21 protein-coding genes are annotated in these 21767 nt (G+C 70.5%); 11 read left to right on the top strand and 10 right to left on the bottom strand.

What is annotated here, in order from left to right; genetic code table 11:
- Nucleotides 1-131 precede the first annotated feature (131 nt).
- Nucleotides 132-1289: an alkaline phosphatase PhoX gene (locus ASD33_RS15295; RefSeq protein WP_056559183.1), complete on the top strand. Its 1158-nt coding sequence runs from the start codon at nucleotides 132-134 to the stop codon at nucleotides 1287-1289.
- On the opposite strand, the gene ASD33_RS15290 is transcribed toward ASD33_RS15295, so the two are convergent.
- The 3 genes from ASD33_RS15290 to dusB all read right to left on the bottom strand — a co-directional run bounded on the left by ASD33_RS15290 (nucleotide 1259) and on the right by dusB (nucleotide 7046).
- Nucleotides 1259-2293, bottom strand: coding sequence for a helix-turn-helix domain-containing protein (locus ASD33_RS15290; RefSeq protein WP_056559179.1), 1035 nt, complete (start codon nucleotides 2291-2293; stop codon nucleotides 1259-1261). The two genes, ASD33_RS15295 and ASD33_RS15290, sit on opposite strands and share 31 nt — an antisense overlap.
- Nucleotides 2294-2840: 547 nt before the next feature.
- Nucleotides 2841-5552, bottom strand: coding sequence for a pyruvate, phosphate dikinase (gene ppdK / locus ASD33_RS15285; protein WP_056559177.1), 2712 nt, complete (start codon nucleotides 5550-5552; stop codon nucleotides 2841-2843).
- 357 nt (nucleotides 5553-5909) lie between these two features.
- Complete coding sequence (dusB, locus tag ASD33_RS15280; RefSeq protein WP_056559174.1) at nucleotides 5910-7046, bottom strand: tRNA dihydrouridine synthase DusB; 1137 nt, start codon at nucleotides 7044-7046, stop codon at nucleotides 5910-5912.
- 52 nt (nucleotides 7047-7098) lie between these two features.
- Between dusB and ASD33_RS15275 the strand changes: the two genes are divergently transcribed.
- Nucleotides 7099-8562, top strand: coding sequence for an MFS transporter (locus ASD33_RS15275; protein ID WP_056559172.1), 1464 nt, complete (start codon nucleotides 7099-7101; stop codon nucleotides 8560-8562).
- A gap of 150 nt (nucleotides 8563-8712) precedes the next feature.
- Here ASD33_RS15275 and ASD33_RS15270 read toward each other — a convergent pair whose 3' ends face one another.
- Nucleotides 8713-8982, bottom strand: coding sequence for a DUF6243 family protein (locus tag ASD33_RS15270; RefSeq protein WP_056559169.1), 270 nt, complete (start codon nucleotides 8980-8982; stop codon nucleotides 8713-8715).
- A gap of 217 nt (nucleotides 8983-9199) precedes the next feature.
- On the opposite strand from ASD33_RS15270, the gene ASD33_RS15265 reads away from it, so the two are divergent.
- The 3 genes from ASD33_RS15265 to ASD33_RS15255 all read left to right on the top strand — a co-directional run bounded on the left by ASD33_RS15265 (nucleotide 9200) and on the right by ASD33_RS15255 (nucleotide 11830).
- Complete coding sequence (locus tag ASD33_RS15265; protein ID WP_056559166.1) at nucleotides 9200-10246, top strand: aldo/keto reductase; 1047 nt, start codon at nucleotides 9200-9202, stop codon at nucleotides 10244-10246.
- Nucleotides 10247-10349: 103 nt separating this feature from the next.
- A complete protein-coding gene (locus ASD33_RS15260; RefSeq protein ID WP_056559163.1) occupies nucleotides 10350-10937 on the top strand; it encodes a TetR family transcriptional regulator in 588 nt (195 codons plus the stop codon).
- 134 nt (nucleotides 10938-11071) lie between these two features.
- Nucleotides 11072-11830: a VC0807 family protein gene (locus ASD33_RS15255; RefSeq protein ID WP_056561446.1), complete on the top strand. Its 759-nt coding sequence runs from the start codon at nucleotides 11072-11074 to the stop codon at nucleotides 11828-11830.
- Between the two features lie 95 nt (nucleotides 11831-11925).
- Here ASD33_RS15255 and ASD33_RS15250 read toward each other — a convergent pair whose 3' ends face one another.
- The gene (locus ASD33_RS15250) at nucleotides 11926-13305 is read right to left on the bottom strand and encodes a glycine--tRNA ligase (RefSeq protein WP_056559160.1); all 1380 of its coding nucleotides are present in this window, start codon (nucleotides 13303-13305) and stop codon (nucleotides 11926-11928) included.
- A gap of 242 nt (nucleotides 13306-13547) precedes the next feature.
- Here ASD33_RS15250 and ASD33_RS15245 point away from each other — a divergent pair, with 242 nt between their 5' ends.
- The 4 genes from ASD33_RS15245 (at nucleotide 13548) to ASD33_RS15230 (ending at nucleotide 16709) form a co-directional block, all read left to right on the top strand.
- Entirely contained in the window at nucleotides 13548-14540 is a 993-nt protein-coding gene (locus ASD33_RS15245; RefSeq protein WP_056559155.1) for a metal ABC transporter substrate-binding protein, read from the top strand.
- Nucleotides 14541-14566: 26 nt separating this feature from the next.
- Complete coding sequence (locus ASD33_RS15240) at nucleotides 14567-15331, top strand: metal ABC transporter ATP-binding protein (protein ID WP_056559152.1); 765 nt, start codon at nucleotides 14567-14569, stop codon at nucleotides 15329-15331.
- Nucleotides 15332-15333: 2 nt separating this feature from the next.
- On the top strand, nucleotides 15334-16227 hold the full coding sequence (locus ASD33_RS15235; RefSeq protein ID WP_056559149.1) for a metal ABC transporter permease: 894 nt from the start codon (nucleotides 15334-15336) through the stop codon (nucleotides 16225-16227).
- A gap of 71 nt (nucleotides 16228-16298) precedes the next feature.
- Complete coding sequence (locus tag ASD33_RS15230; protein ID WP_030317431.1) at nucleotides 16299-16709, top strand: Fur family transcriptional regulator; 411 nt, start codon at nucleotides 16299-16301, stop codon at nucleotides 16707-16709.
- An 80-nt stretch (nucleotides 16710-16789) separates the two neighbouring features.
- Here ASD33_RS15230 and ASD33_RS15225 read toward each other — a convergent pair whose 3' ends face one another.
- From ASD33_RS15225 to ASD33_RS15205, 5 genes are all read right to left on the bottom strand, one after another.
- Nucleotides 16790-17308, bottom strand: coding sequence for a YcxB family protein (locus ASD33_RS15225; RefSeq protein WP_056559147.1), 519 nt, complete (start codon nucleotides 17306-17308; stop codon nucleotides 16790-16792).
- 21 nt (nucleotides 17309-17329) lie between these two features.
- Nucleotides 17330-18154 (bottom strand): isoprenyl transferase, encoded by an 825-nt coding sequence (locus tag ASD33_RS15220; RefSeq protein ID WP_056559144.1) that lies wholly within the window; start codon nucleotides 18152-18154, stop codon nucleotides 17330-17332.
- A gap of 13 nt (nucleotides 18155-18167) precedes the next feature.
- A complete protein-coding gene (gene recO / locus ASD33_RS15215; protein ID WP_056559141.1) occupies nucleotides 18168-18917 on the bottom strand; it encodes a DNA repair protein RecO in 750 nt (249 codons plus the stop codon).
- A gap of 89 nt (nucleotides 18918-19006) precedes the next feature.
- Nucleotides 19007-19222, bottom strand: a complete 216-nt coding sequence (locus ASD33_RS15210) for a hypothetical protein (protein ID WP_056559138.1) — start codon at nucleotides 19220-19222, stop codon at nucleotides 19007-19009.
- Nucleotides 19219-19440, bottom strand: coding sequence for a hypothetical protein (locus ASD33_RS15205; RefSeq protein ID WP_056561414.1), 222 nt, complete (start codon nucleotides 19438-19440; stop codon nucleotides 19219-19221). The genes ASD33_RS15210 and ASD33_RS15205 overlap by 4 nt, the downstream gene beginning before the upstream one ends.
- Nucleotides 19441-19881: 441 nt before the next feature.
- On the opposite strand from ASD33_RS15205, the gene ASD33_RS15200 reads away from it, so the two are divergent.
- Nucleotides 19882-20175, top strand: a complete 294-nt coding sequence (locus ASD33_RS15200; protein ID WP_056559135.1) for a hypothetical protein — start codon at nucleotides 19882-19884, stop codon at nucleotides 20173-20175.
- 195 nt (nucleotides 20176-20370) lie between these two features.
- Entirely contained in the window at nucleotides 20371-21741 is a 1371-nt protein-coding gene (locus tag ASD33_RS15195) for an FAD-dependent oxidoreductase (protein ID WP_056559131.1), read from the top strand.
- The last annotated feature ends 26 nt before the right edge of the window (nucleotides 21742-21767 follow it).

The following is a 21767-nucleotide window of genomic DNA, read 5'->3' as shown; positions in this document are numbered from 1 at the left end:
GCCGCCCGCCGCTTCCCCTTCACCGCTTGTTGATGCACAGTCAATTCCGTACTCCTAGGTTCCGGAAGCGCGCGACCCCGTCGCCCGACCGGCGTGACGGGGCGGTTCACCACCCTTCTCAGGAGTGAGACGTGGAGCGACGCAGTTTCCTGCGTGGAGCGGTCATCGGCACCTCGGCCGCCGCCTTCGGCGGCAGCCTGTGGCACGGCGCGGCCTTCGCCGCCCCCGCCCAGCCCGGCGCCGGCCCCTACGGCGCGCTCGGCCCGGCGGACGCCAACGGCATCCTGCTGCCCGCCGGGTTCACCAGCCGGGTGATCGCCCGGTCCGGCCAGTCGGTCCCCGGCACCTCGTACGCCTGGCACAGCGCCCCCGACGGCGGCGCCTGCTTCGCCGACGGCACGGGCTGGATCTACGTGTCGAACTCGGAGATCAACCCGAGCGGCGGCGCGAGCGCGGTCAGGTTCGACGCGGCGGGCACCGTCACCGGCGCCTACCGCATCCTCTCCGGCACCCGCCAGAACTGCGCCGGCGGCGCCACCCCGTGGAACACCTGGCTCTCCTGCGAGGAGGTGTCCCTCGGCTACGTCTACGAGTCGAACCCCTGGGGCGGCACCGCCTACCGCCGCGACGCCATGGGCCGCTTCAAGCACGAGGCCGCCGCCGCCGACCCGGTCCGCAAGGTGATCTACCTGACCGAGGACGAGACCGACGGCTGCTTCTACCGCTTCATCCCCACCACCTGGGGCAACCTCTCCTCCGGCACCCTCCAGGTCTTCAAGGCCTCCACCGCCACCTCCGGCACCTTCACCTGGCAGAACGTGCCGGACCCGGACGGTTCCCCGGCTACCACCCGCACCCAGGTCTCCGGCGCGAAGCACTTCAACGGCGGCGAGGGCTGCTACTACTCCGACGACACCGTCTGGTTCACCACCAAGGGCGACAACCGCGTCTGGCAGGTCGACCTCGCCGCCGGGACCTACGAGCTGGCCTACGACGACTCGCTCGTCTCCGGCGGCGGCGCCCCGCTCACGGGTGTCGACAACGTCACCGGCAGCTCCTCCGGCGACCTGTTCGTGGCCGAGGACGGCGGCAACATGGAGATCTGCCTGATCACCCCGGACGACGTCGTCGCGCCCTTCCTGCGGATCAGCGGCCAGTCCGGCTCCGAGATCACCGGCCCCGCCTTCTCCCCCGACGGCAAGCGGCTCTACTTCTCCAGCCAGCGCGGCACCAGCGGCAGTTCCTCGGGCGGCATCACCTACGAGGTGACCGGCCCGTTCCGCGCGTAGCTCCCCGCGTAGCAGCGCAGGTCCACCGTCCGTTGGGCGCCGCCGAGCAGGGCGGCGCCCAACGGCGTCAGGGTGTGCAGGACCGCGTTGCCGTGGCGCAGGGTCGCGATGAGCCCGGCCTCGCGCAGCACGCCCGCGTGCTGGCTCGCCGAGGCGAGCGACACCCCGGCCCTGCGGGCCAGTTCGCTGGTCGTACCGCCGTCCCCGATCGCGTGCAGGACCTCGGAGCGGGTCTGCCCGACCAGCTTGGCGAGCGAGGAGCCGCCCGGCGCGCGGACGGTCGGCGCCTCGCCGTGGGTGACGGGGTAGACGAGGACCGGCGGCAGCCCGGGATCGCGCAGCACGACGGGGGTCCCCCGGCAGAAGTACGAGGGCTGGAGCAGCAGCCCCCGCCCGTCGAGGTGGACGTCCCGGTCGACCGGGTAGTCGGCCTCCAGGACGGGCGCCTTCCAGCGCAGCATCGGCGGCAGCGAGGCGAGGAGTTCCTCGGCGCCGCCGTCCAGGAGCGCGCGGCCCCGGCGGGCCCGGTCGGCCTCGACGCGGGCCCGGATGTGCGGCCAGAACGGCTCGACTGCCGCCCGGTGGTAGCTCCGGAGGGCCCCCACGAGCCGGTCGAAGGGCTCCGCGCCGCCGTCGGCGAGGGCGCGCAGCGAATGCGGCACGGTCCGCCCGCCGGAGCGGTCGGCCGCGAGCAGCGAGAGTTCGCCGCGCAGCCGGCCGGAGTCGGTCGCGCGGATCGCCTGGAGTCCCTCGTCGAGTCCCTGGACGCCTTCCGCGGGCGTCAGGAAGTCGGGGAAATAGCCGCGGCTGGGAACGAGCGCGGCGAGCAGCCTCGTCTCACCGCCGAGCCGCATCCGCGTTTCGGAGCGCCATTCCCCGAAGACGACGGGTCCGCGCCGGTCCCTTAAACGGTGAAAGCTCAGAATCGTTTCCCACAGAACGTCCGGCCGGGCGGCCGTCCGCACCCCCGCCAAGTCGGTTCCGGTGAAATGAATCCGCAGCATGACGTCCCCACCTGTGCACTCGCAACCACCCCCGACAACGAGTATGCACAGCATCACTGCAGGTTACCAGGGTGTTTCAGCCACAGTTGAAAGGCATCGCGGCAATCACCGGGGAACCGAAAAGCTGTACGGGTCGGGCAGGAAACCTTCAGGACCGAGGTGACGTGGCGAAGACCGTGGGGGGCTTTGTCCGTCCGGCGGCGGTCGGCGAGGTTGCGGCTCACCTGCCCGGCAACGGTAAAGGGCGCGGCCTCCGGGTGGGGATCCGGGGGTCGCGCCCACTCCATTCTTTTCGGTACGGAACCGAGGAAGTTCAATGGCCAATAATTCAATCAGGCGCAATTGAACATTGACTCACATCAGCTCTACAAGCAAACAAACAACGGGACGGACACCTCCGCACAAAGGTGTCCGTCCCGTCTCTTTTTGTGAATCCGGAGCCGCCGCCCGCCGGTGAGGGTCGCAGAGCTGACCGACGGCGGCCCCGGTGGTGCGCCGGGACCGGGGTCACGGGGCCCTGCGGCCCCGCGCCCCGGACTCCCGGGGCTCAGCGGCTGTCGCTGCCCTTCGACTCGGCCGCGGCACGGCCGGCCTCCAGACGCGCCACCGGGATCCGGAAGGGCGAGCAGGAGACGTAGTCGAGACCGACCTCGTGGAAGAAGTGCACCGACTCCGGGTCGCCGCCGTGCTCGCCGCAGACACCGAGCTTGATGTCGGGGCGGGTGGCGCGGCCGGCCTGGACGGCGCTGCGCACGAGCGCGCCGACACCGTCCTTGTCGATGGTCTCGAAGGGGCTGACGCCGAAGATGCCCTTCTCCAGGTACGCGGTGAAGAACGAGGCCTCCACGTCGTCGCGGGAGAAGCCCCAGACCGTCTGGGTCAGGTCGTTGGTGCCGAAGGAGAAGAACTCCGCGGCCTCCGCGATCTGGCCGGCGGTGACGGCGGCGCGCGGCAGCTCGATCATGGTGCCGAGCGCGAGCTTCAGCTCGACGCCGGTCCGGGCCTGGACCTCGGCGATGACCTGCTCGGCCTCCTCGCGGACGATCTCCAGCTCCTGGACGGTGCCGACCAGCGGGATCATGATCTCGACGCGCGGGTCGCCCTTGGCGTCGATGCGCTGGGCCGCGGCCTCGGCGATGGCACGGACCTGCATGGTGAACAGGCCGGGGATGACCAGGCCGAGGCGAACGCCGCGCAGACCCAGCATCGGGTTCTGCTCGTGCAGCCGGTGCACGGCCTGGAGCAGGCGCAGGTCGTTCTCGTGCGGCTCCTTGCGGGACTCCGCGAGGGCCACGCGTACCGACAGCTCGGTGATGTCGGGCAGGAACTCGTGCAGCGGCGGGTCGAGCAGCCGGACCGTGACGGGCAGCCCGTCCATGGCTTCGAAGAGCTCGACGAAGTCCGTCTGCTGGAGCGGGAGCAGGGCTTCGAGGGCCTGGTCGCGCTCGGTGTCCGTGTCGGCCAGGATCAGCCGCTCGACGAACTGGCGGCGCTCGCCGAGGAACATGTGCTCGGTGCGGCAGAGGCCGATGCCCTGGGCGCCGAAGCGGCGGGCGCGGTTGGCGTCCTCGGCGTTGTCGGCGTTGGCGCGGACCCGGAGGCGGCGGACGCGGTCCGCGTAGGCCATGATCCGGTGGACGGCGGCGACCAGCTCGTCGGCGTCGTCGGCGCCGGCGTGCATCCGGCCCTCGAAGTACTCGACGACCGGGGACGGTACGACGGGTACCTCACCGAGGTACACCTTGCCGGTGGAGCCGTCGATGGAGACGACGTCGCCCTCCTCGACGACCTGGCCGTCGGAGGTGGTCATCCGGCGGCGCTTGGTGTCGACCTCCAGCTCCTCGGCACCGCAGACACAGGTCTTGCCCATGCCGCGGGCGACGACGGCGGCGTGCGAGGTCTTGCCGCCGCGGGAGGTGAGGATGCCCTCGGCGGCGATCATGCCGTCCAGGTCGTCCGGGTTGGTCTCGCGGCGGATCAGGATGACCTTCTCGCCGGAGCGGGACCACTTGACGGCCGTGTACGAGTCGAAGACGGCCTTGCCGACGGCCGCGCCCGGGGAGGCGGCGATGCCGCGCCCGATCTGGTCGACCTTGGCGTTCTCGTCGAACTTGGGGAACATCAGCTGGGCGAGCTGCGCGCCGGTGACGCGCTGCAGCGCCTCGGCCTCGTCGATCAGGCCCTGGTCCACGAGCTGGGTCGCGATGCGGAAGGCGGCACCGGCGGTGCGCTTGCCGACGCGGGTCTGGAGCATCCAGAGCTGGCCGCGCTCGATGGTGAACTCGATGTCGCAGAGATCCTTGTAGTGGGTCTCCAGCGTGTTCATGATGTGCATGAGCTGGTCGTACGAGGCCTTGTCGATCGACTCGAGGTCGGCCAGCGGCACGGTGTTGCGGATGCCGGCGACGACGTCCTCGCCCTGCGCGTTCTGCAGGTAGTCGCCGTAGACGCCGGCGTGGCCGGAGGCGGGGTCGCGGGTGAAGGCGACGCCGGTGCCGGAGTCGGGGCCGAGGTTGCCGAAGACCATCGAGCAGACGTTGACGGCGGTGCCGAGGTCGCCCGGGATGCGCTCCTGGCGGCGGTACAGCTTCGCGCGGTCGGTGTTCCAGGAGTTGAAGACGGCCTCGATGGCGAGGTCCATCTGCTCGCGCGGGTCCTGGGGGAAGTCGCGGCCGGTCTCGGCCTTCACGATGCCCTTGAAGTGCTCGACGACCTTCCGGAGGTCGGCGGCGTCGAGGTCGGTGTCGCTGGCGACCTTCTTCTCGGCCTTGGCCTCGTCGAGGGCCTCCTCGAACAGCTCGCCGTCGACGTCCAGGACGGTCTTGCCGAACATCTGGATGAGGCGGCGGTACGAGTCCCAGGCGAAGCGCTCGTTGTCGGCCTGGCGGGCGAGTCCGACGACGGACTCGTCGGAGAGGCCGATGTTGAGGACCGTGTCCATCATGCCCGGCATGGAGAACTTGGCTCCGGAGCGGACGGAGACGAGCAGCGGGTTGTCGGCCTGGCCGAGCTTCTTGCCCATCTGCCGCTCGAGGGCGTCGAGGTGCGCGCTGACCTCGTCGCGGAGCTCGACGGGCTCCGAACCGCTCTCGAGGTAGACCTTGCACGCCTCGGTGGTGATCGTGAAGCCGGGGGGGACCGGCAGACCGAGGTTGGTCATCTCGGCCAGGTTCGCGCCCTTGCCACCGAGCAGGTCCTTCAGGTCCCTGTTGCCCTCGGTGAAGTCGTACACGAACTTCTGATCATTGTTTTCCGACACGGGTCCCGACTCCTCGATGACTCGGTTGGCTGCCCTGACGGCGAGGAACATACCCAGATCGAAGGCTTCTGGGGAGGTACGCCTAGCGGACACGTGGTCTTAACCACCCGTCCGCCAGCACTTCGAAAGTTACCGAGGCGAAGCTTCCGCTTTCAGGCCCCGAAGCCAGAGGGGGCGGAATCGCCGAGAATTCGCTCATCCGAGCACCCTTGGCGCCCATTTGCGTTCAACTCTTGAACACAAAAAGGGTGGCACCCAGTGCCACCCTTTCAGGCAGTGCAGCCGTTCGTAACCTGCTCATCTGAGCACCACCCCCCTCAAGGGTGGCGAGGATCACTCCCCCGGAAAGGCCTGATCTCAGCCGCCGGACGTGTCCAGCTCGGCGTCCTCGCTCACCCCGGAGCAGTCGTAGGGGTCCTTCAACCAGCCGTCCGGCAGGACAACTCGGTTGTTTCCGGACGTACGACCCCGAGGACCGTCCGCACCCACCGGCCACGGCTGGTCCAGGTCCAGCTCGCTCAACTGAGCGCTCAGTTCGTCCAGAGACGAGGTGATCGCCAGCTTCTTGCGCATCTCGGAACCCACCGAGAAGCCCTTCAGGTACCAGGCCACGTGCTTGCGGAAGTCGATGACACCGCGTGCCTCGTCACCCAGCCACTCGCCGAGCAGCCGCGCGTGCCGCACCATCGCGTCCGCGACCACCCGCAGACCCGGCGCCGCGTACGCCCCCGTGCCCTCGAAGCCCGCCACCAGGTCCGCGAAGAGCCACGGGCGCCCCAGGCAGCCGCGCCCGACGACCACGCCGTCGCAGCCCGTCTCCCGCATCATCCGCAGGGCGTCGTCGGCCGACCAGATGTCGCCGTTGCCGAGCACCGGGATCTCGGGCACGTGCTCCTTGAGGCGCGCGATGGCGTCCCAGTCGGCCGTACCGCCGTAGTGCTGGGCTGCCGTCCGCCCGTGCAGCGCGATGGCCGTGACGCCCTCCTCCACCGCGATCCGGCCCGCGTCCAGGAAGGTGATGTGGTCGTCGTCGATGCCCTTGCGCATCTTCATGGTGACCGGCAGGTCGCCCGCGTTGGTCACGGCCTCGTTGAGGATCGCGCGCAGCAGCGGCCGCTTGTAGGGCAGGGCCGAGCCGCCGCCCTTCCGCGTCACCTTGGGGACCGGGCAGCCGAAGTTCAGGTCGATGTGGTCGGCCAGGTCCTCGTCGACGATCATCCGTACGGCCTTGCCGACGGTGACCGGGTCCACCCCGTACAGCTGGATCGAGCGCGGCTGCTCGGTCGCGTCGAAGCGGATGAGCTGCATCGTCTTCTCGTTGCGCTCGACCAGGGCGCGCGTCGTGATCATCTCGCTCACGAACAGCCCCTTGCCGCCGCTGAACTCGCGGCAGAGGGTACGGAAGGGGGCGTTGGTGATGCCGGCCATGGGGGCGAGCACCACCGGCGGCTGCACGATGTGCGGCCCGATGGCGAGGGGGGAGAACGCGGTCATGGGGCCATTGTCGCGTACTGCGGCGGTCATTAGTTAGTCGTACTATCCGAACATGCCCGAGCTCACACGCTCGCCGCTCCCCCGGCGCCGGCAACTCCTCGTCCTGGCGATCTGCTGCATGAGCCTGCTGATCGTCAGCCTGGACAACACCGCGCTCAACGTCGCCCTGCCCTCCCTGCGGCGCGACCTCGGCGCCTCCGTCGCCGGCCTGCAGTGGGTCATCGACGCGTACACCCTGGTCCTGGCCTCGCTCCTGATGTTCTCCGGCTCCACCGCCGACCGCATCGGCCGCCGCAAGGTCTTCGTCACCGGCCTCGTCGTCTTCGCGCTCGGCTCGCTGCTCTGCTCCCTCGCGCCGAACCTGGAGGCGCTGATCGCCTTCCGGGCCGTCCAGGCCGTGGGCGGCTCGATGCTGAACCCGGTCGCCATGTCGATCATCACCAACACCTTCACCGAACCCGCCGCACGCGCGCGTGCCATCGGCGTCTGGGGCGGGGTCGTCGGCGTCTCCATGGCCGCGGGGCCCCTGGTGGGCGGTCTGCTCGTCGAATCGGTCGGCTGGCGGGCGATCTTCTGGGTCAACCTGCCGGTCGCCCTCCTCGCCCTGCTCCTCACCCTGCGGTACGTCCCCGAGTCCCGCGCGCCCCGCCCCCGCCGCCCCGACCCGGTCGGGCAGCTCCTGGTGGCGGCGCTCCTCGGCTCGCTCACGTACGCGATCATCGAGACCGACCCGCTCTTCGCCGGCATCGCCGCGGGGGCGCTCGCCGGACTCCTCCTGTACGAGCCGAGGCGCCGCGAACCCCTCATCGACCTGCGGTTCTTCCGCAGCGCGCCGTTCAGCGGGGCCACGGTCGTCGCGGTCTGCGCCTTCGCGGGCTTCGGCGGCTTCCTCTTCCTGAACACGCTGTACCTCCAGGACGTGCGCGGTCTCTCCCCGCTCCGGGCCGGTCTGTACATGCTTCCGATGGCGGGCATGACCTTCGTCTTCGCGCCGCTGTCGGGACGGCTCACGGGCGCGCGTGGACCCCGGCTCCCGCTGCTCCTCGCGGGGACGGCGATGGCGACGGGGGCGCTGCTCTTCTCGGCCTTCGGGGCCGAGACCAGCGATCCGCTGCTCTTCGCCGGGTACGTGGTCTTCGGCATCGGCTTCGGCCTGGTGAACGCCCCCATCACCAACACGGCGGTCTCGGGCATGCCCCGCGCGCAGGCCGGGGTGGCGTCGGCGGTGGCCTCGACGAGCCGCCAGGTGGGACAGACGCTCGGGGTGGCGGTCGTGGGCGCGGTCCTGGCGGCGGGTGTGGGAGCGGGGGCGGGGACGGGGATGCCGCCGGACGCCTTCGCGGCGGCGGCGGGGCCGGCCTACTGGGTGGTGACGGCCTGCGGGCTGGCGGTCCTCGCGGTCGGGGCACTGACCAGCGGCAGATGGGCGCGGGGCACGGCGGAACGGACGGCGATGTGCCTGGCGGAGGAGGACGGGGAGGGGCGGGTGGCGGCGGAGAGGGAGACGTCGCGGTGAAGGGGGTGAAGGGGGTCTGAGGGGGCCGGGCGGGCGGAGAGGCGGGGCGGGGCAGGGCGGGCCGGGGCTGAGGCCGGGGCCGGGACCGAGGTTGGGGCCGGGCAGGGCGAAGGGCCCGGGGTGCTGTGCGCCCCGGGCCCTTCGTGGTGGTTACTGCCGGCCGGTGTCGGCGGCGGTGTCGGCGGTGTCCGCCGCCTGCGTGCTCTCCGCGGCGGCGTCGGCGCTCTCCGCTGCCGGGCCGGTGGTGTTCTCCGCTGCCGCCTGCGCGCGCTCGCGCATCTTCTTCAGCAGCTCCTGCTTGCGGTCGTCGGCGGAACTCTGGGCCGCGGTGCGGCCCTGGCCGGCGCCGTGCTGGTCGGCGCGGGACAGCTTCTTGCGCTGTCCGCCAACGCCGAGGAGGTTGTTACGGCTCTTGGACACGGTGTTCTCCCGTCGGTGAGGTGGGCTTCGGTGGGACTCGGCCTGGCGCCGAAGGCGCTCACTCGTAGATCTGGAAGAACGAATACATGCCGGCGACGCTACCCCCGGCCCGCTCCCGTCGGCACCCGGTTTTCCGGCACCGCCCCGGCCCTCCTCCGCTTCACCCACACGAATGACAGATATTGAAATCTGTCATCGGTCATGTCATGGTTGTTCCATGAAGACGACAGAGACGACGAAGACGACGGCACGGACCTCCGTTCCCACCCGCCCGCTGGGCACCACCGGCCCTCGGGTCTCCGCGCTGGGCCTCGGCTGCATGGGGATGTCCGCGCTGTACGGAGAGGCGGACCGCGCCGAGTCGATCGCGACGATCCACGCCGCGCTGGACGCGGGGGTGACCCTGCTCGACACGGGCGACTTCTACGGGATGGGGCACAACGAGCTGCTGATCGCCGAGGCGCTGCGGAGCGCCCCGGCCGGCGCCCGCGAGCAGGCGCTGACGAGCGTGAAGTTCGGCGCGCTGCGCACGGTCGAGGGCGGCTTCAGCGGGTACGACGGACGGCCGGACGCCGTGAAGAACTTCGCGGCGTACTCGCTCCAGCGCCTGGGCACGGACCACATCGACATCTACCGGATCGCCCGCGTCGACCCCGACGTGCCGATCGAGGAGACCGTCGGCGCCATCGCGGAGTTGGTGGAGGCGGGGCACGTGCGGCACATCGGGCTCTCGGAGGTCGGCGCGGACACCCTGCGCCGGGCGGCGGCCGTGGCCCCGATCGCGGACCTCCAGATCGAGTACTCGCTGATCTCCCGCTCCATCGAGGAGAAGATCCTGCCCACCGCGCGCGAGCTGGGCATAGGCGTCACGGCGTACGGCGTGCTGTCGCGCGGGCTCATCAGCGGCCACTTCACCCGGGACCGCGAACTGGCGCCGAACGACTTCCGGGGCATGAGCCCGCGATTCCAGGGCGAGAACCTCGGGCGGAACCTGGACCTGGTGGACCGGTTGCGGACGCTCGCCGAGGCGAAGGGCGTGACGGTCGCGCAGACGGCCATCGCCTGGGTCCTCGCCCAGGGCACGGACATCGTCCCCCTGGTCGGCGCCCGCCGAAGGGACCGGCTGGCGGAGGCCCTCGGCGCCCTGGACGTCACCCTCGACGCGGCCGACCTGGCAGCGATGGAGCAGGCCGTCCCGGCGGACGCGGCATCCGGCGACCGCTACCCGGCGGCCCAGATGGCCCACCTGGACAGCGAGCACTGACCGTGCCGGGAACTCCGTCCGGGGCCAGGGCCGGTCCCGACACCGGGACCCGAGCCGGGGCCGGGGCCATCGACCTGTGGGGGCTGACAGGTACTGTCATTCCATGGCCGCCACCGAGACCCTGACCGCAGAGCGCATCCTCGAAGCAACCGAGGAGGTGCTGCGGCGGTACGGGCCGGCGAAGGCGACCGTGGTGGACGTGGCGCGGGTGCTCGGGGTCAGCCATGGCAGCGTCTACCGCCACTTCCGCACGAAGGCGGCGCTGCGCGAGGCGGTCACCGAGCGGTGGCTCTCGCGGACCGAGAAGGCGCTCGCCGAACTGACCGCGCAGCCCGAGCTGGCGGCGCCCGCCAAGCTGCACGACTGGTTCGCGCTGCTCTTCGAGGCCAAGCGGCACAAGGCGGGCGACGACCCGGAGCTGTTCGCGACGTACGGAGTGCTGATCGACGAGAACAGCGGCGTGGTCGACCAGCACGTCGGGATCCTGATCGACCAGGTCCGGTCGATCGTCGAAGAGGGGGCCCGGGAGGCGGAGTTCGCCGCCCCCGACCCGGAGGCGACGGCCCGCGCACTCTTCGACGCGACCTCCCGTTTCCACGACCCGGCGTACGCGCCGGAGTGGCGTCGGCCCACGATCGGGACCGAATTCGAGGCCGTGGTGGGCCTGTTGCTGCGCGGGCTGCGCGCCTGAACCCCCTCGGGGCGCGCGTCGGCGGCATTTGAAGATCGCTTGGAGCGGACTTTCCCGTTCCTTGTCCGGAACATGACTAGCCTTCTCCCGCACCGCGCCCGATTTCAGCACCAGGGGGAACCATGTCCGACGCCATGTCCGCACCCGGCGGGCCACCGGCCGCAGCGGCCGACGGACAGCCGGGGCGGCCCGCCCGCTCCGGAGGTTCCGCCGCCCTCGGCTGGATCCTGACCATCGGCCTCAACGTCGTCGCGCCGATCGTCACCTACAACACACTGACCGAGAACCACGGTTGGTCCGAGTTCACCGCCCTGCTCGCCGGAAGTGTCTGGCCGGTCCTGGACAGCGCGATCATGGTCGCCTGGCGGCGCAAGATCGACGAGTTCGCCGTCGTCACCCTGGTCTTCCTGGTGATCACGGCCCTGGTCTCGCTGATCGGCGCGCACACCGCCCGCGCGCTGCTGATCAAGGACTCGGGCGTGACGGGGCTGTTCGGGCTGCTCTGCCTGGTGACCCTGCTGGCGCCGCGGCCGCTGATGTTCTACTTCGGCCGCAAGTTCGCGACCGACGGCACCCCGGCCTCCACCGCCTGGTGGAACGGCATGTGGCAGTTCGAGGGCTTCCGCTCCACGATGCGCACGATGACGCTGGTGTGGGGCGTGGCGTACGTGATCGAGGCGCTGGTCCGGATCGGCCTGGCGTACGCGCTGAGCACCTCGACCATGGTCACGCTCAGCCCGCTCATGATCTACGGCGTGCTCGGCGTCCTCGGCGTGTGGACGGCCTGGTTCGGCAAGCGCCGCGCGGCCGAGGGAGCGAGGCGCCAGGCGGAGGCCGAGGCGGCAGCGGCAGCAGCGGCGGCGGGAGCGGCAGCGGAGACCCCCGCAGCCTGACCGCACGTCACCCGGCCCGTACAGCCGGCCCGACCACGGGAAAGCCCCCGGTTCCGTTTCCGGAACCGGGGGCTTTCGCGTGTCGCGTGGGCGGGTCAGCAGCCGAGCAGGCGGCTGCCCAGGTAGCTCTGGATCTGGTCCAGGGAGACGCGCTCCTGCTTCATGGTGTCGCGCTCGCGCACGGTCACCGCGTTGTCGTCGAGGGTGTCGAAGTCGACGGTCACGCAGAACGGGGTGCCGATCTCGTCCTGGCGACGGTAGCGGCGGCCGATGGCGCCGGCGTCGTCGAACTCGATGTTCCAGTTCTGGCGCAGGTCAGCCGCCAGGCCCTTGGCCTTCGGGGAGAGCTGCGGGTTGCGGGACAGCGGCAGGACCGCGACCTTGATCGGCGCCAGGCGCGGGTCGAGGCGCAGGACGACGCGCTTCTCCATGACGCCCTTGGCGTTCGGGGCCTCGTCCTCGGTGTACGCGTCGAGGAGGAACGCCAGCATGGCGCGGCCGACACCGGCGGCGGGCTCGATGACGTACGGCGTGTAGCGCTCGCCCTCCTGCTCCAGGTAGGTCAGGTTGGCGCCGGAGGCCTTGGAGTGGGCGTTCAGGTCGTAGTCGGTGCGGTTGGCGACGCCTTCCAGCTCGCCCCACTCGCTGCCGCCGAAGGAGAAGCGGTACTCGATGTCGGCGGTGCGCTTCGAGTAGTGGGAGAGCTTCTCCTGCGGGTGCTCGAACCAGCGCATGTTCTCCTCACGGAGACCCAGGCCGGTGTACCAGTTCCAGCGCTGCTCCATCCAGTATTCCTGCCACTGCTCGTCCTCGCCCGGCTTGACGAAGAACTCCATCTCCATCTGCTCGAACTCGCGGGTGCGGAAGATGAAGTTGCCCGGAGTGATCTCGTTCCGGAAGGACTTGCCCATCTGCGCGATGCCGAACGGGGGCTTCTTGCGCGAGGTCTGCAGGACCTGGCCGAAGTTGGTGAAGATGCCCTGCGCGGTCTCGGGACGCAGGTAGGCGACGGAGCCGGAGTCCTGGGTCGGGCCGAGGTGGGTGGAGAGCAGGCCGGAGAACTGCTTGGGCTCGGTGAAGGTGCCCTTGTTGCCGCAGTTGGGGCAGTTGAGGTCGACGAGGCCGTTCTCGGGGAGGCGGCCGTGCTTCTCCTCGTACGCCTCCTCCAGGTGGTCGGCGCGGTAGCGCTTGTGGCAGGAGGTGCACTCGGTCAGCGGGTCGGTGAAGGTCGCGACGTGGCCGGAGGCCTCCCAGACCTCGGTGGCCAGGATGACCGACGAGTCGATGCCGACCACGTCCTCGCGCGCGGTGACCATGTAACGCCACCACTGACGCTTCAGGTTCTCCTTGAGTTCGACACCCAGCGGTCCGTAGTCCCAGGCGGCCTTCTGGCCGCCGTAGATCTCACTGCACGGGTAGACGAAGCCACGGCGCTTGCTCAGGCTGACGATGGTGTCGATCTTGTCGGCGGCCACGGTGCTCTCTTCATTACGACGACGAAGTGCGAATGCCTCAGGTTACCGGCGCCCGCACCCCCCGTATCAAATCGGTTCGGTGACGGAAGCCCGCGAGAGGCCCCGAAGGGGGCGAAGCAGGCCCGCGCGGGGCACGTGGGCGGTGTGCGCGGGGCGCTCGGGAGGCGTGCGCGGGAGCGCGTGGGGCGGACCACAGCTACGACAATTGACAATCGTTTCCATCTTTGTTGAAAATGGGTGTCATGAACGTACGCCGCCTCATACCCCGTTCCGCGCTCGCCGGAGCCGTCGCCCTCGGCGCCGTCACCCTCTCCGCCTGCGGCGGGACCTCGGGTGCGGCCGACAAGGGCAGCGACGGCAAACTGGACGTGGTGGCGTCCTTCTACCCCATGCAGTACCTGGCCGAGCAGATAGGCGGCGCGCACGTCGCCGTCGACACGCTCACCAAGCCCGGCGTCGAACCCCACGACCTGGAGCTCAAGCCGCGGCAGATCGGCGAGCTCGGCGAGGCCGACGTCGTCCTCTACCTCAAGGGCATCCAGCCCGCCGTCGACGACGCCATCGCCCAGGCCGGCGTCAAGAACACCGTCGACGCGGCCGCCCTCACCACGCTGGAGAAGCACGGCACCGAGGTCGGCCACGACCACGGCGGCGAGGAAGCCGGCCACGACCACGCCTCCGAGGAGGCCGGTCACGACCACGGCTCCGAGGTCGGCGGCGACCCGCACATCTGGCTCGACCCCGTGAAGTACGCCGAGGTCGCCAAGGGAGTCGGCGCCGCCCTGGAGAAGGCGGACCCGGACCACGCCGCCGACTACAAGAAGAACACCGCCGCCCTGGTGAAGAAGCTCGGCGACCTGGACACCTCCTTCGAGACCGGTCTGAAGAACACCCCGACGAAGACCTTCGTCACCACCCACTCCGCCTTCGGCTACCTCGCCGAGCGGTACGGCCTGGACCAGGAGGGCATCTCCGGCGTCGACCCCGAGTCCGAGCCGAGCCCCGCCCGCATCAAGGAGATCCAGGACATCGCGAAGAAGGACAAGGTCACCACCGTCTTCTTCGAGACCCTCGCGAGCGACAAGACCGCGAAGACCCTCGCCGGCGACACCGGTCTGCGGACCGACGTGCTCGACCCGCTGGAGGGAATCACGGACAAGTCGAAGGGCGATGACTACATCGAGGTCATGCGCTCCAACCTCGCCGCGCTGCAGAAGGCCCTCGGCGCCAAGTGATCACCGCATCCCAGGAGGTACGAGCCATGGAACCGGACCCCGTCATTTCCGTCCGCGGAGCCTCGGCGGCCCTCGGTGCCCGGCCCGTCCTCCGGGGCGTCGACCTCACCGTGCGCCGCGGCGAGGTCGTCGCGCTGCTCGGCGCCAACGGCTCCGGCAAGTCCACCGCGGTCCGCTCGGTCATCGGCCAGGTGCCGCTGACGGGCGGCACGATCGAACTGTTCGGCACCGACCGGAAGCGGTTCCGCGACTGGGCCCGGGTCGGCTACGTGCCGCAGCGCACCACCGCCGCCGGCGGCGTGCCCGCCACGATCCGCGAGGTCGTCTCCTCCGGCCGGCTGTCCCGCAAGAAGCTCGGCTGGCTGTCCCGGCAGGACCGGGCCGCCGTCGAGCGGGCCATCGATCTCGTCGGCCTCGCCGACCGCGCCGGGGACTCCGTCTCCGCGCTCTCCGGCGGCCAGCACCAGCGGGTCCTGATCGCCCGCGCGCTCGCCTCCGAACCCGAACTCCTGATCATGGACGAGCCGATGGCGGGCGTGGACCTCGCGAGCCAGGAGATCCTGGCCGCGACCCTGCGCGAGCAGGTCGCGGGCGGCACCTCGGTCCTCCTCGTCCTGCACGAGCTGGGCCCCCTGGAGCCGCTGATCGACCGGGCGGTCGTGCTCCGCGACGGCTGCGTCGTCCACGACGGCCCGCCGCCCGAGGCCGTCGGCCAGCACGCGCTGCCCGGCCACGACCACGTACATCCGCACGCGGCCGGCGAGCCGCTCCGCACGGGACTGCTGAGCTGACCATGGACTTCCTCGAACCGGCCTTCATGCAGCGGGCGCTCCTCGCGGCCGTCCTCGTCGGCATCACCGCCCCCGCCGTCGGCATCTACCTGGTGCAGCGCCGCCAGGCGCTGATGGGCGACGGCATCGGCCATGTCGCCATGACGGGCGTCGGCCTCGGCTTCCTCCTGAACTCCAGCCCGGTCTGGATGGCGACCCTGGTCGCCGTCGTCGGCTCGGTCGCGATGGAGCTGATCAGAGCGTACGGGAAGACCCGCGGCGACCTGGCGCTCGCGCTGCTCTTCTACGGCGGTATGGCGGGCGGCGTCCTGCTGATCAACCTCTCGCCGACCGGCTCCAACGCCAACCTCAGCTCGTACCTCTTCGGCTCGCTCTCCACGGTGTCCACCGAGGACATCACCGCCATCGCGATCCTGGCGGCCTTCGTCGTCCTGGTCACGGTCGGTCTGCGCAGGCAGCTCTTCGCCGTCAGCCAGGACGAGGAGTTCGCCCGGGTCACCGGTCTGCCGGTGCGCGCCCTGAACCTGCTGATCGCCGTCACGGCGGCGGTGACCGTCACGGTCGCCATGCGGGTCGTGGGCCTGCTCCTGGTCAGCGCGCTGATGGTGGTGCCGGTGGCGGCGGCCCAGCAGCTGTCGAAGTCCTTCCGCACGACCTTCGTCCTCGCGGTGGCGACCGGCATCACGGTCACCCTCGCGGGCACGGTCACCTCGTACTACCAGGACGTACCGCCCGGCGCGACGATCGTCCTGTACGCGATCGGGGTCTTCATCGTCCTGACCCTGCTCGCCACCCCGCTCGCGAAACGGCGGGCGCGGGCGGCGGAGGCGGCCACGAGGGACTGCGACGCGCAGGTTCCGGCCACGCGGCGGCCGACGGACGACGTGAAGGTCTGATCCGGTCAGGCCTCGGGGACACGGGGGACTGGCAGAATGGCGGGGGCAGACAAGCATTCTAGGAGGCCCCCGTGGTGACGGCAGGACCCCCCGTACGAGGCCGCTCGACCAAGCAGCGGGCCGCCGTGTCGGCGGCGCTGAACGAGGTGGACGAGTTCCGCAGCGCCCAGGAGCTGCACGACATGCTCAAGCACCGCGGCGACTCGGTCGGCCTCACCACCGTCTACCGCACGCTCCAGTCCCTCGCGGACGCGGGCGAGGTCGACGCGCTGCGCACGAGCGAGGGCGAGACGGTGTACCGCCGCTGCTCGACCGGCGACCACCACCACCACCTGGTCTGCCGCGTCTGCGGCAAGGCCGTGGAGGTGGAGGGCCCGATGGTGGAGCAGTGGGCCGAGACGATCGCCTCGGAGCACGGCTTCGTGAACGTGGCGCACACGGTGGAGATCTTCGGGACGTGCGCGGACTGCGCGGGGAAGTGACCCGAGCGGTCACCTGAGCGGTGACCTGACATACGAGCGGGCCCGCACCGGAGGAATCCGGTGCGGGCCCGCTCGTCGTCTCAGGCGTGGGTGATGTTCCGGTCCAGGATCGCCCGCAGCCGGTCGGCGTCGGCCGGGGCGGCGAGTCCGCGCTTGGGCAGGTACGCGAAGCCGGTGCCGGACTGCTGGGACGTGAGCAGGACGAAGAGCCGGGGCGTCTCCACGTACCGGGGCAGCAGCCCCCACCGGATCGTGGTGTCGGTGTCCCGGGAGGTCCACCGGGCCCCGTCCTCGCCGACGACGGCCGTGGCATCGCCCTGGGCCTTGATCAGCCGGAAGACGATCCGGGCCGTCAGCCAGGGCAGCGCCTCCGCACAGCCCACGGCGACGAGGCCGAGTGCCGCCAGCCGGGCTGCCGTGCCCGGTTCCGGCGAGGGCGGCAGCAGGGCCAGGCCGACGACCAGGAGGGCGAGCACGCCGGCGCCCCAGGCCGCCCACCGCAGCAGCCGCCACCAGACGGTCGCCCGCAGCCGGACCCGTACGGCCTCCTTCACCTCGCCGAGGTCGGGCGAATAGGCGAGCACGAGCTGTTCGTCCATGGTGATCCCCCCGGGTTCGGCTCAGGCCTTGTCGAGCACGGCCATGTCGGCCGGGTCCACGCCGCCGAAGCGGCGGTCGCGCTGGGCGAACTCGACGCACGCCCGCCACAGGTCACGGCGGTCGAAGTCGGGCCACAGCACGTCCTGGAAGACCATCTCGGCGTACGCGCTCTGCCAGATCAGGTAGTTGGAGGTGCGCTGCTCGCCGCTGGGCCGCAGGAAGAGGTCCACGTCCGGCATGTCCGGGTAGTACAGGTACTTCTGGATGGTCTTCTCGGTGATCTTCGCCGGGTCGAGCCTGCCCGCCTTGACGTCCTCGGCCATCGCCTGCGCCGCGTCCGTCAGCTCGGCGCGACCGCCGTAGTTCATGCAGAAGTACAGCGTCAGCTTGGTGTTGTCCTTGGTCTGCTCCTGGGCGACCTGGAGCTCCTTGGCGACCGACTTCCACAGCTTCGGCATGCGGCCCACCCAGCGCACCCGGACGCCGAGCGAGTCGAGCTGGTCGCGGGACTTGCGGATGAAGTCGCGGTTGAAGTTCATCAGGAAGCGCACCTCTTCGGGCGAGCGCTTCCAGTTCTCGGTGGAGAAGGCGTACAGCGAGATCGATCCCACGCCCATCTCGATCGCGCCCTGGAGCACGTCGAGCACCTGCTCGGCGCCGACCTTGTGGCCCTCGGTGCGCGGCAGTCCGCGCTCCTTCGCCCAGCGGCCGTTGCCGTCCATGACGATCGCGACGTGTTCCGGGACCAGCTCCGACTGGAGCTTCGGCGGGCGGGCGCCGGACGGGTGCGGCTCGGGGGTGCTGTACTCCCGACGCTGGCGCCCGAGGAGTCGTGCGATGGCCATGGCGATGGATCTCCTAGCTCTTCTCTACGTACCGCAGGGAGCGCAGGCCGCGCTCCAGGTGCCAGTGCAGATAGGCGGACACGAGTCCGCTGCCCTCCCTGACGTGACGCGGCTCGCACGCGTCCGCCGTCTCCCAGTCGCCGGTGAGCAGCGCGCTGAGCAGGCCGATGGCCTCCGCAGAGGGTACGACGCTTCCGGGTACCCGGCAGTCGCCGCAGATGACGCCGCCGGCCGCGACCGAGAAGAACCGGTTCGGCCCGTGCATTCCGCATTTCGCACAGTCCTCGAAGCTCGGCGCGTAGCCGTTCACGGCGAGGGAGCGGAGGAGGAAGGCGTCCAGGATGAGGTGGGGGGCGTGCTCGCCGCGGGCGAGGGTCCGCAGACCGCCCACGAGCAGCAGGTACTGCTGGACGGCGGGTTCGCCCTCGTGGTCGGTGAAGCGCTCCGCCGTCTCCAGCATCGCGGTGCCGGCGGTGTACCGGGCGTAGTCGGCGACGATTCCGCCGCCGTAGGGGGCGATCGTCTCGCTCTGGGTGCAGAGCGGCAGTCCGCGTCCGACCAGCTCACTCCCCCGGGCGAAGAACTGGATGTCCACGTGCGAGAACGGTTCGAGCCGTGCGCCGAACTTCGACTTGGTCCGCCGGACGCCCCGCGCCACGGCGCGTACCCGCCCGTGACCGCGCGTGAGGATCGTGATGATGCGGTCCGCTTCACCCAGCTTCTGGGTGCGCAGCACGATGCCGTCGTCGCGGAACAGACTCATGGGCCCATTCTCGCGTACGGGAGGGCGAGCCCGGACCGGGAGTCGCGGAACGGACCGGGAGTCGCGGAACGGGCCGCTGCGGGCCCGGGTCAGGGCACCTCGCCCCGGCTGCGCGCGTTCACGTGCGCGGTGGCCGCGCTCAGCCGCTCGGCCGAGGTGGCCTCCCGTACGTCCTGGGGCTCCACGTCCCATTCGCGCCCGCCGCCGAGCGGACGGATCTGGACGTACGGGCCCTCGTGGCCCATGACCCTTCCGACCCGCCCGGTGCGGATCTCGACGACGTACGACCCGATGGGCAGCGTCATGACCGGCCCTCCTCCTCCGGCAGTACGGCGGCGGCGAGGAGCCGGGCCGTTCCCACCGTGCAGCGTCCCAATTCGACGAGCGGCCTCGGGGGGTCCGCGGTGAGCGTGACGGCGTCGAGCCCGAGCGAGGGAAGCGTGATTCCCGCCCTGGCGAGCGCCTCGCGCAATTCCGTCACGGCCTCTTGTGCGGCGTCGAGTGTCCCCGTGGTCGTCTTCATGATGTCTTCCTTCACCAACGTATGCCTTTCTGAATCCATTTCCCGCTTCGCCTCACCAGGGTGGATGCGGATCCGTAGAATCGGCAGATGCACAGGTCGCGCAACTGCGGCGCGGGCTCGGGGAGTTAGTTCCCGTCCGAAGGAGCACGGGTGTTCGTTTCGGGCGAACGCCCCGGCCTGTTCGAGCGGGGAATTCGAAAGTCGCGGCGGGCCGCGGCGAAGAGAAACGACGGCACCGCGAACCGGCGGTATTTTCGAACGGATCCGACGCGAACCCATCGACAAGTCGCCACGCGCGCCCTATTTCCACGAGGCCGCGGAGACGGCGGCGGCGAGGCAACCCCGCCCGTCGCTCTGTGAGATCAGTCGATTACTTAGGGCTAGGATCTCGGGCGTTGCCGCCGCAGCCGTGCGGCGGCCGACCGAGACAGGGGCATCGCCATGGCCATCATCGTCACCTTCGAGTTCCCCGGCGCCGGACAGGACCTCTACGACGCGGTCATCGACCGCATGACCGACGGGCAGGGCTTCACACGGTTCGCGGACGTCTCGAACCCGGGCCTGATCTCCCACGCGGCGGGGCCGTCCGAGAGCGGATTCCGGGTGACCGAGGTCTGGGAGAGCACGGAGGCCCTCGAAGCCCACGCGAAGGCCTTCGGCCCGGTCCTGGCCGACCTCGGCCAGGCGGACATCCAGCCCGTCATCATCCCGGCGTACAACGTCGTCGTCAGCTAGGGACGGTCCGGGGCCCTTCGGGACCGGGCGTCGCCGGACCGCCCTTACGATGCACAGGCGGACTTATGGAAGTCATAAGTCCGCCTTATGAGTTCATAGACCAGGGTCGGGTACCGATCCGGGCGCGGCATTATTTAGGGTGGCCTAAGTGTCGGCGGCCTCGCCGCCACGTCGCTTTGCGAAGGGAACCCAGTCATGCCCCGCCCCCTCCGGGTCGCGATCGTCGGCGCCGGCCCCGCCGGAATCTACGCCGCCGATGCGCTGCTGAAGTCCGAGGCCGCCGCCGAGCCGGGTGTGTCCATCGACCTCTTCGAGCGGATGCCGGCCCCCTTCGGTCTCATCCGCTACGGCGTCGCCCCCGACCACCCCCGCATCAAGGGCATCGTCAACGCCCTCCACCAGGTCCTCGACAAGCCGCAGGTCCGCCTCTTCGGCAACATCGACTACGGCACCGACGTCCACCTCGACGACCTGCGCGCCTTCTACGACGCGGTGGTCTTCTCGACCGGCGCCATGGCCGACCGCCCGCTGGGCATCCCCGGCGTCGAGCTGGACGGTTCGTACGGCGCCGCCGACTTCGCCTCCTGGTACGACGGCCACCCGGACGTCCCGCGCACCTGGCCGCTCGACGCGGAGAAGGTCGCCGTCCTCGGCGTCGGCAACGTGGCGCTCGACATCGCCCGCATCCTCGCCAAGACCGGCGACGAGCTGCTGCCGACCGAGATCCCGGCCAACGTGTACGACGGCCTCAAGGCCAACAAGGCCGTCGAGATCCACGTCTTCGGGCGCCGCGGTCCTGCCCAGGCGAAGTTCAGCCCCATGGAGCTGCGCGAGCTGGACCACTCCCCCACCATCGAGGTCATCGTCAACCCCGAGGACATCGACTACGACGAGGGCTCGATCGCCGAGCGGCGCAAGAACAAGCAGACCGACATGGTCGCCAAGACCCTGGAGAACTGGGCGATCCGCGACGTCGGCGACCGCCCGCACAAGCTCTTCCTGCACTTCTTCGAGTCGCCCGTCGAGATCCTCGGCGAGGACGGCCGGGTCGTCGGCCTGCGCACCGAGCGCACCGAGCTGGACGGCACCGGCAACGTCAAGGGCACCGGCACGACCACCGACTGGGACGTCCAGTCGGTCTACCGCGCCGTCGGCTACCTCTCCGACGAGCTGCCCAAGCTGCCATGGGACACCACCAGCGGCACCCTCCCGGACGAGGGCGGCCGGGTCATCGAGGAGACCGGCGAGCACATGGCCTCCACCTACTGCACCGGCTGGATCCGGCGCGGCCCCGTCGGCCTCATCGGCCACACCAAGGGCGACGCCAACGAGACCGTGGCGAACCTCCTGGACGACTTCGCGAACGGGCGCCTGCTCACCCCGGACACCCCGGAGGAGGACGCGGTCGTGTCCTTCCTGGAGAGCCGGGGCCTCACGTACACGACGTGGGAGGGCTGGCACGCCCTGGACGCCGCCGAGAAGGCGCTCGGCGAGGCGCAGGGCCGCGAGCGCGTGAAGATCGTCGAGCGCGAGGACATGCTGCGCGCGAGCGGCGCGATCGAGTAGTCCCCGCGCGACGAGCCCACGCCCCT

It is taken from the genome of Streptomyces sp. Root1304, assembly GCF_001426405.1.
Classification (GTDB): domain Bacteria; phylum Actinomycetota; class Actinomycetes; order Streptomycetales; family Streptomycetaceae; genus Streptomyces.
The sequence above is the reverse complement of the archived record's forward strand: the minus strand, read 5'-3'. Positions and strand labels throughout refer to the sequence as shown.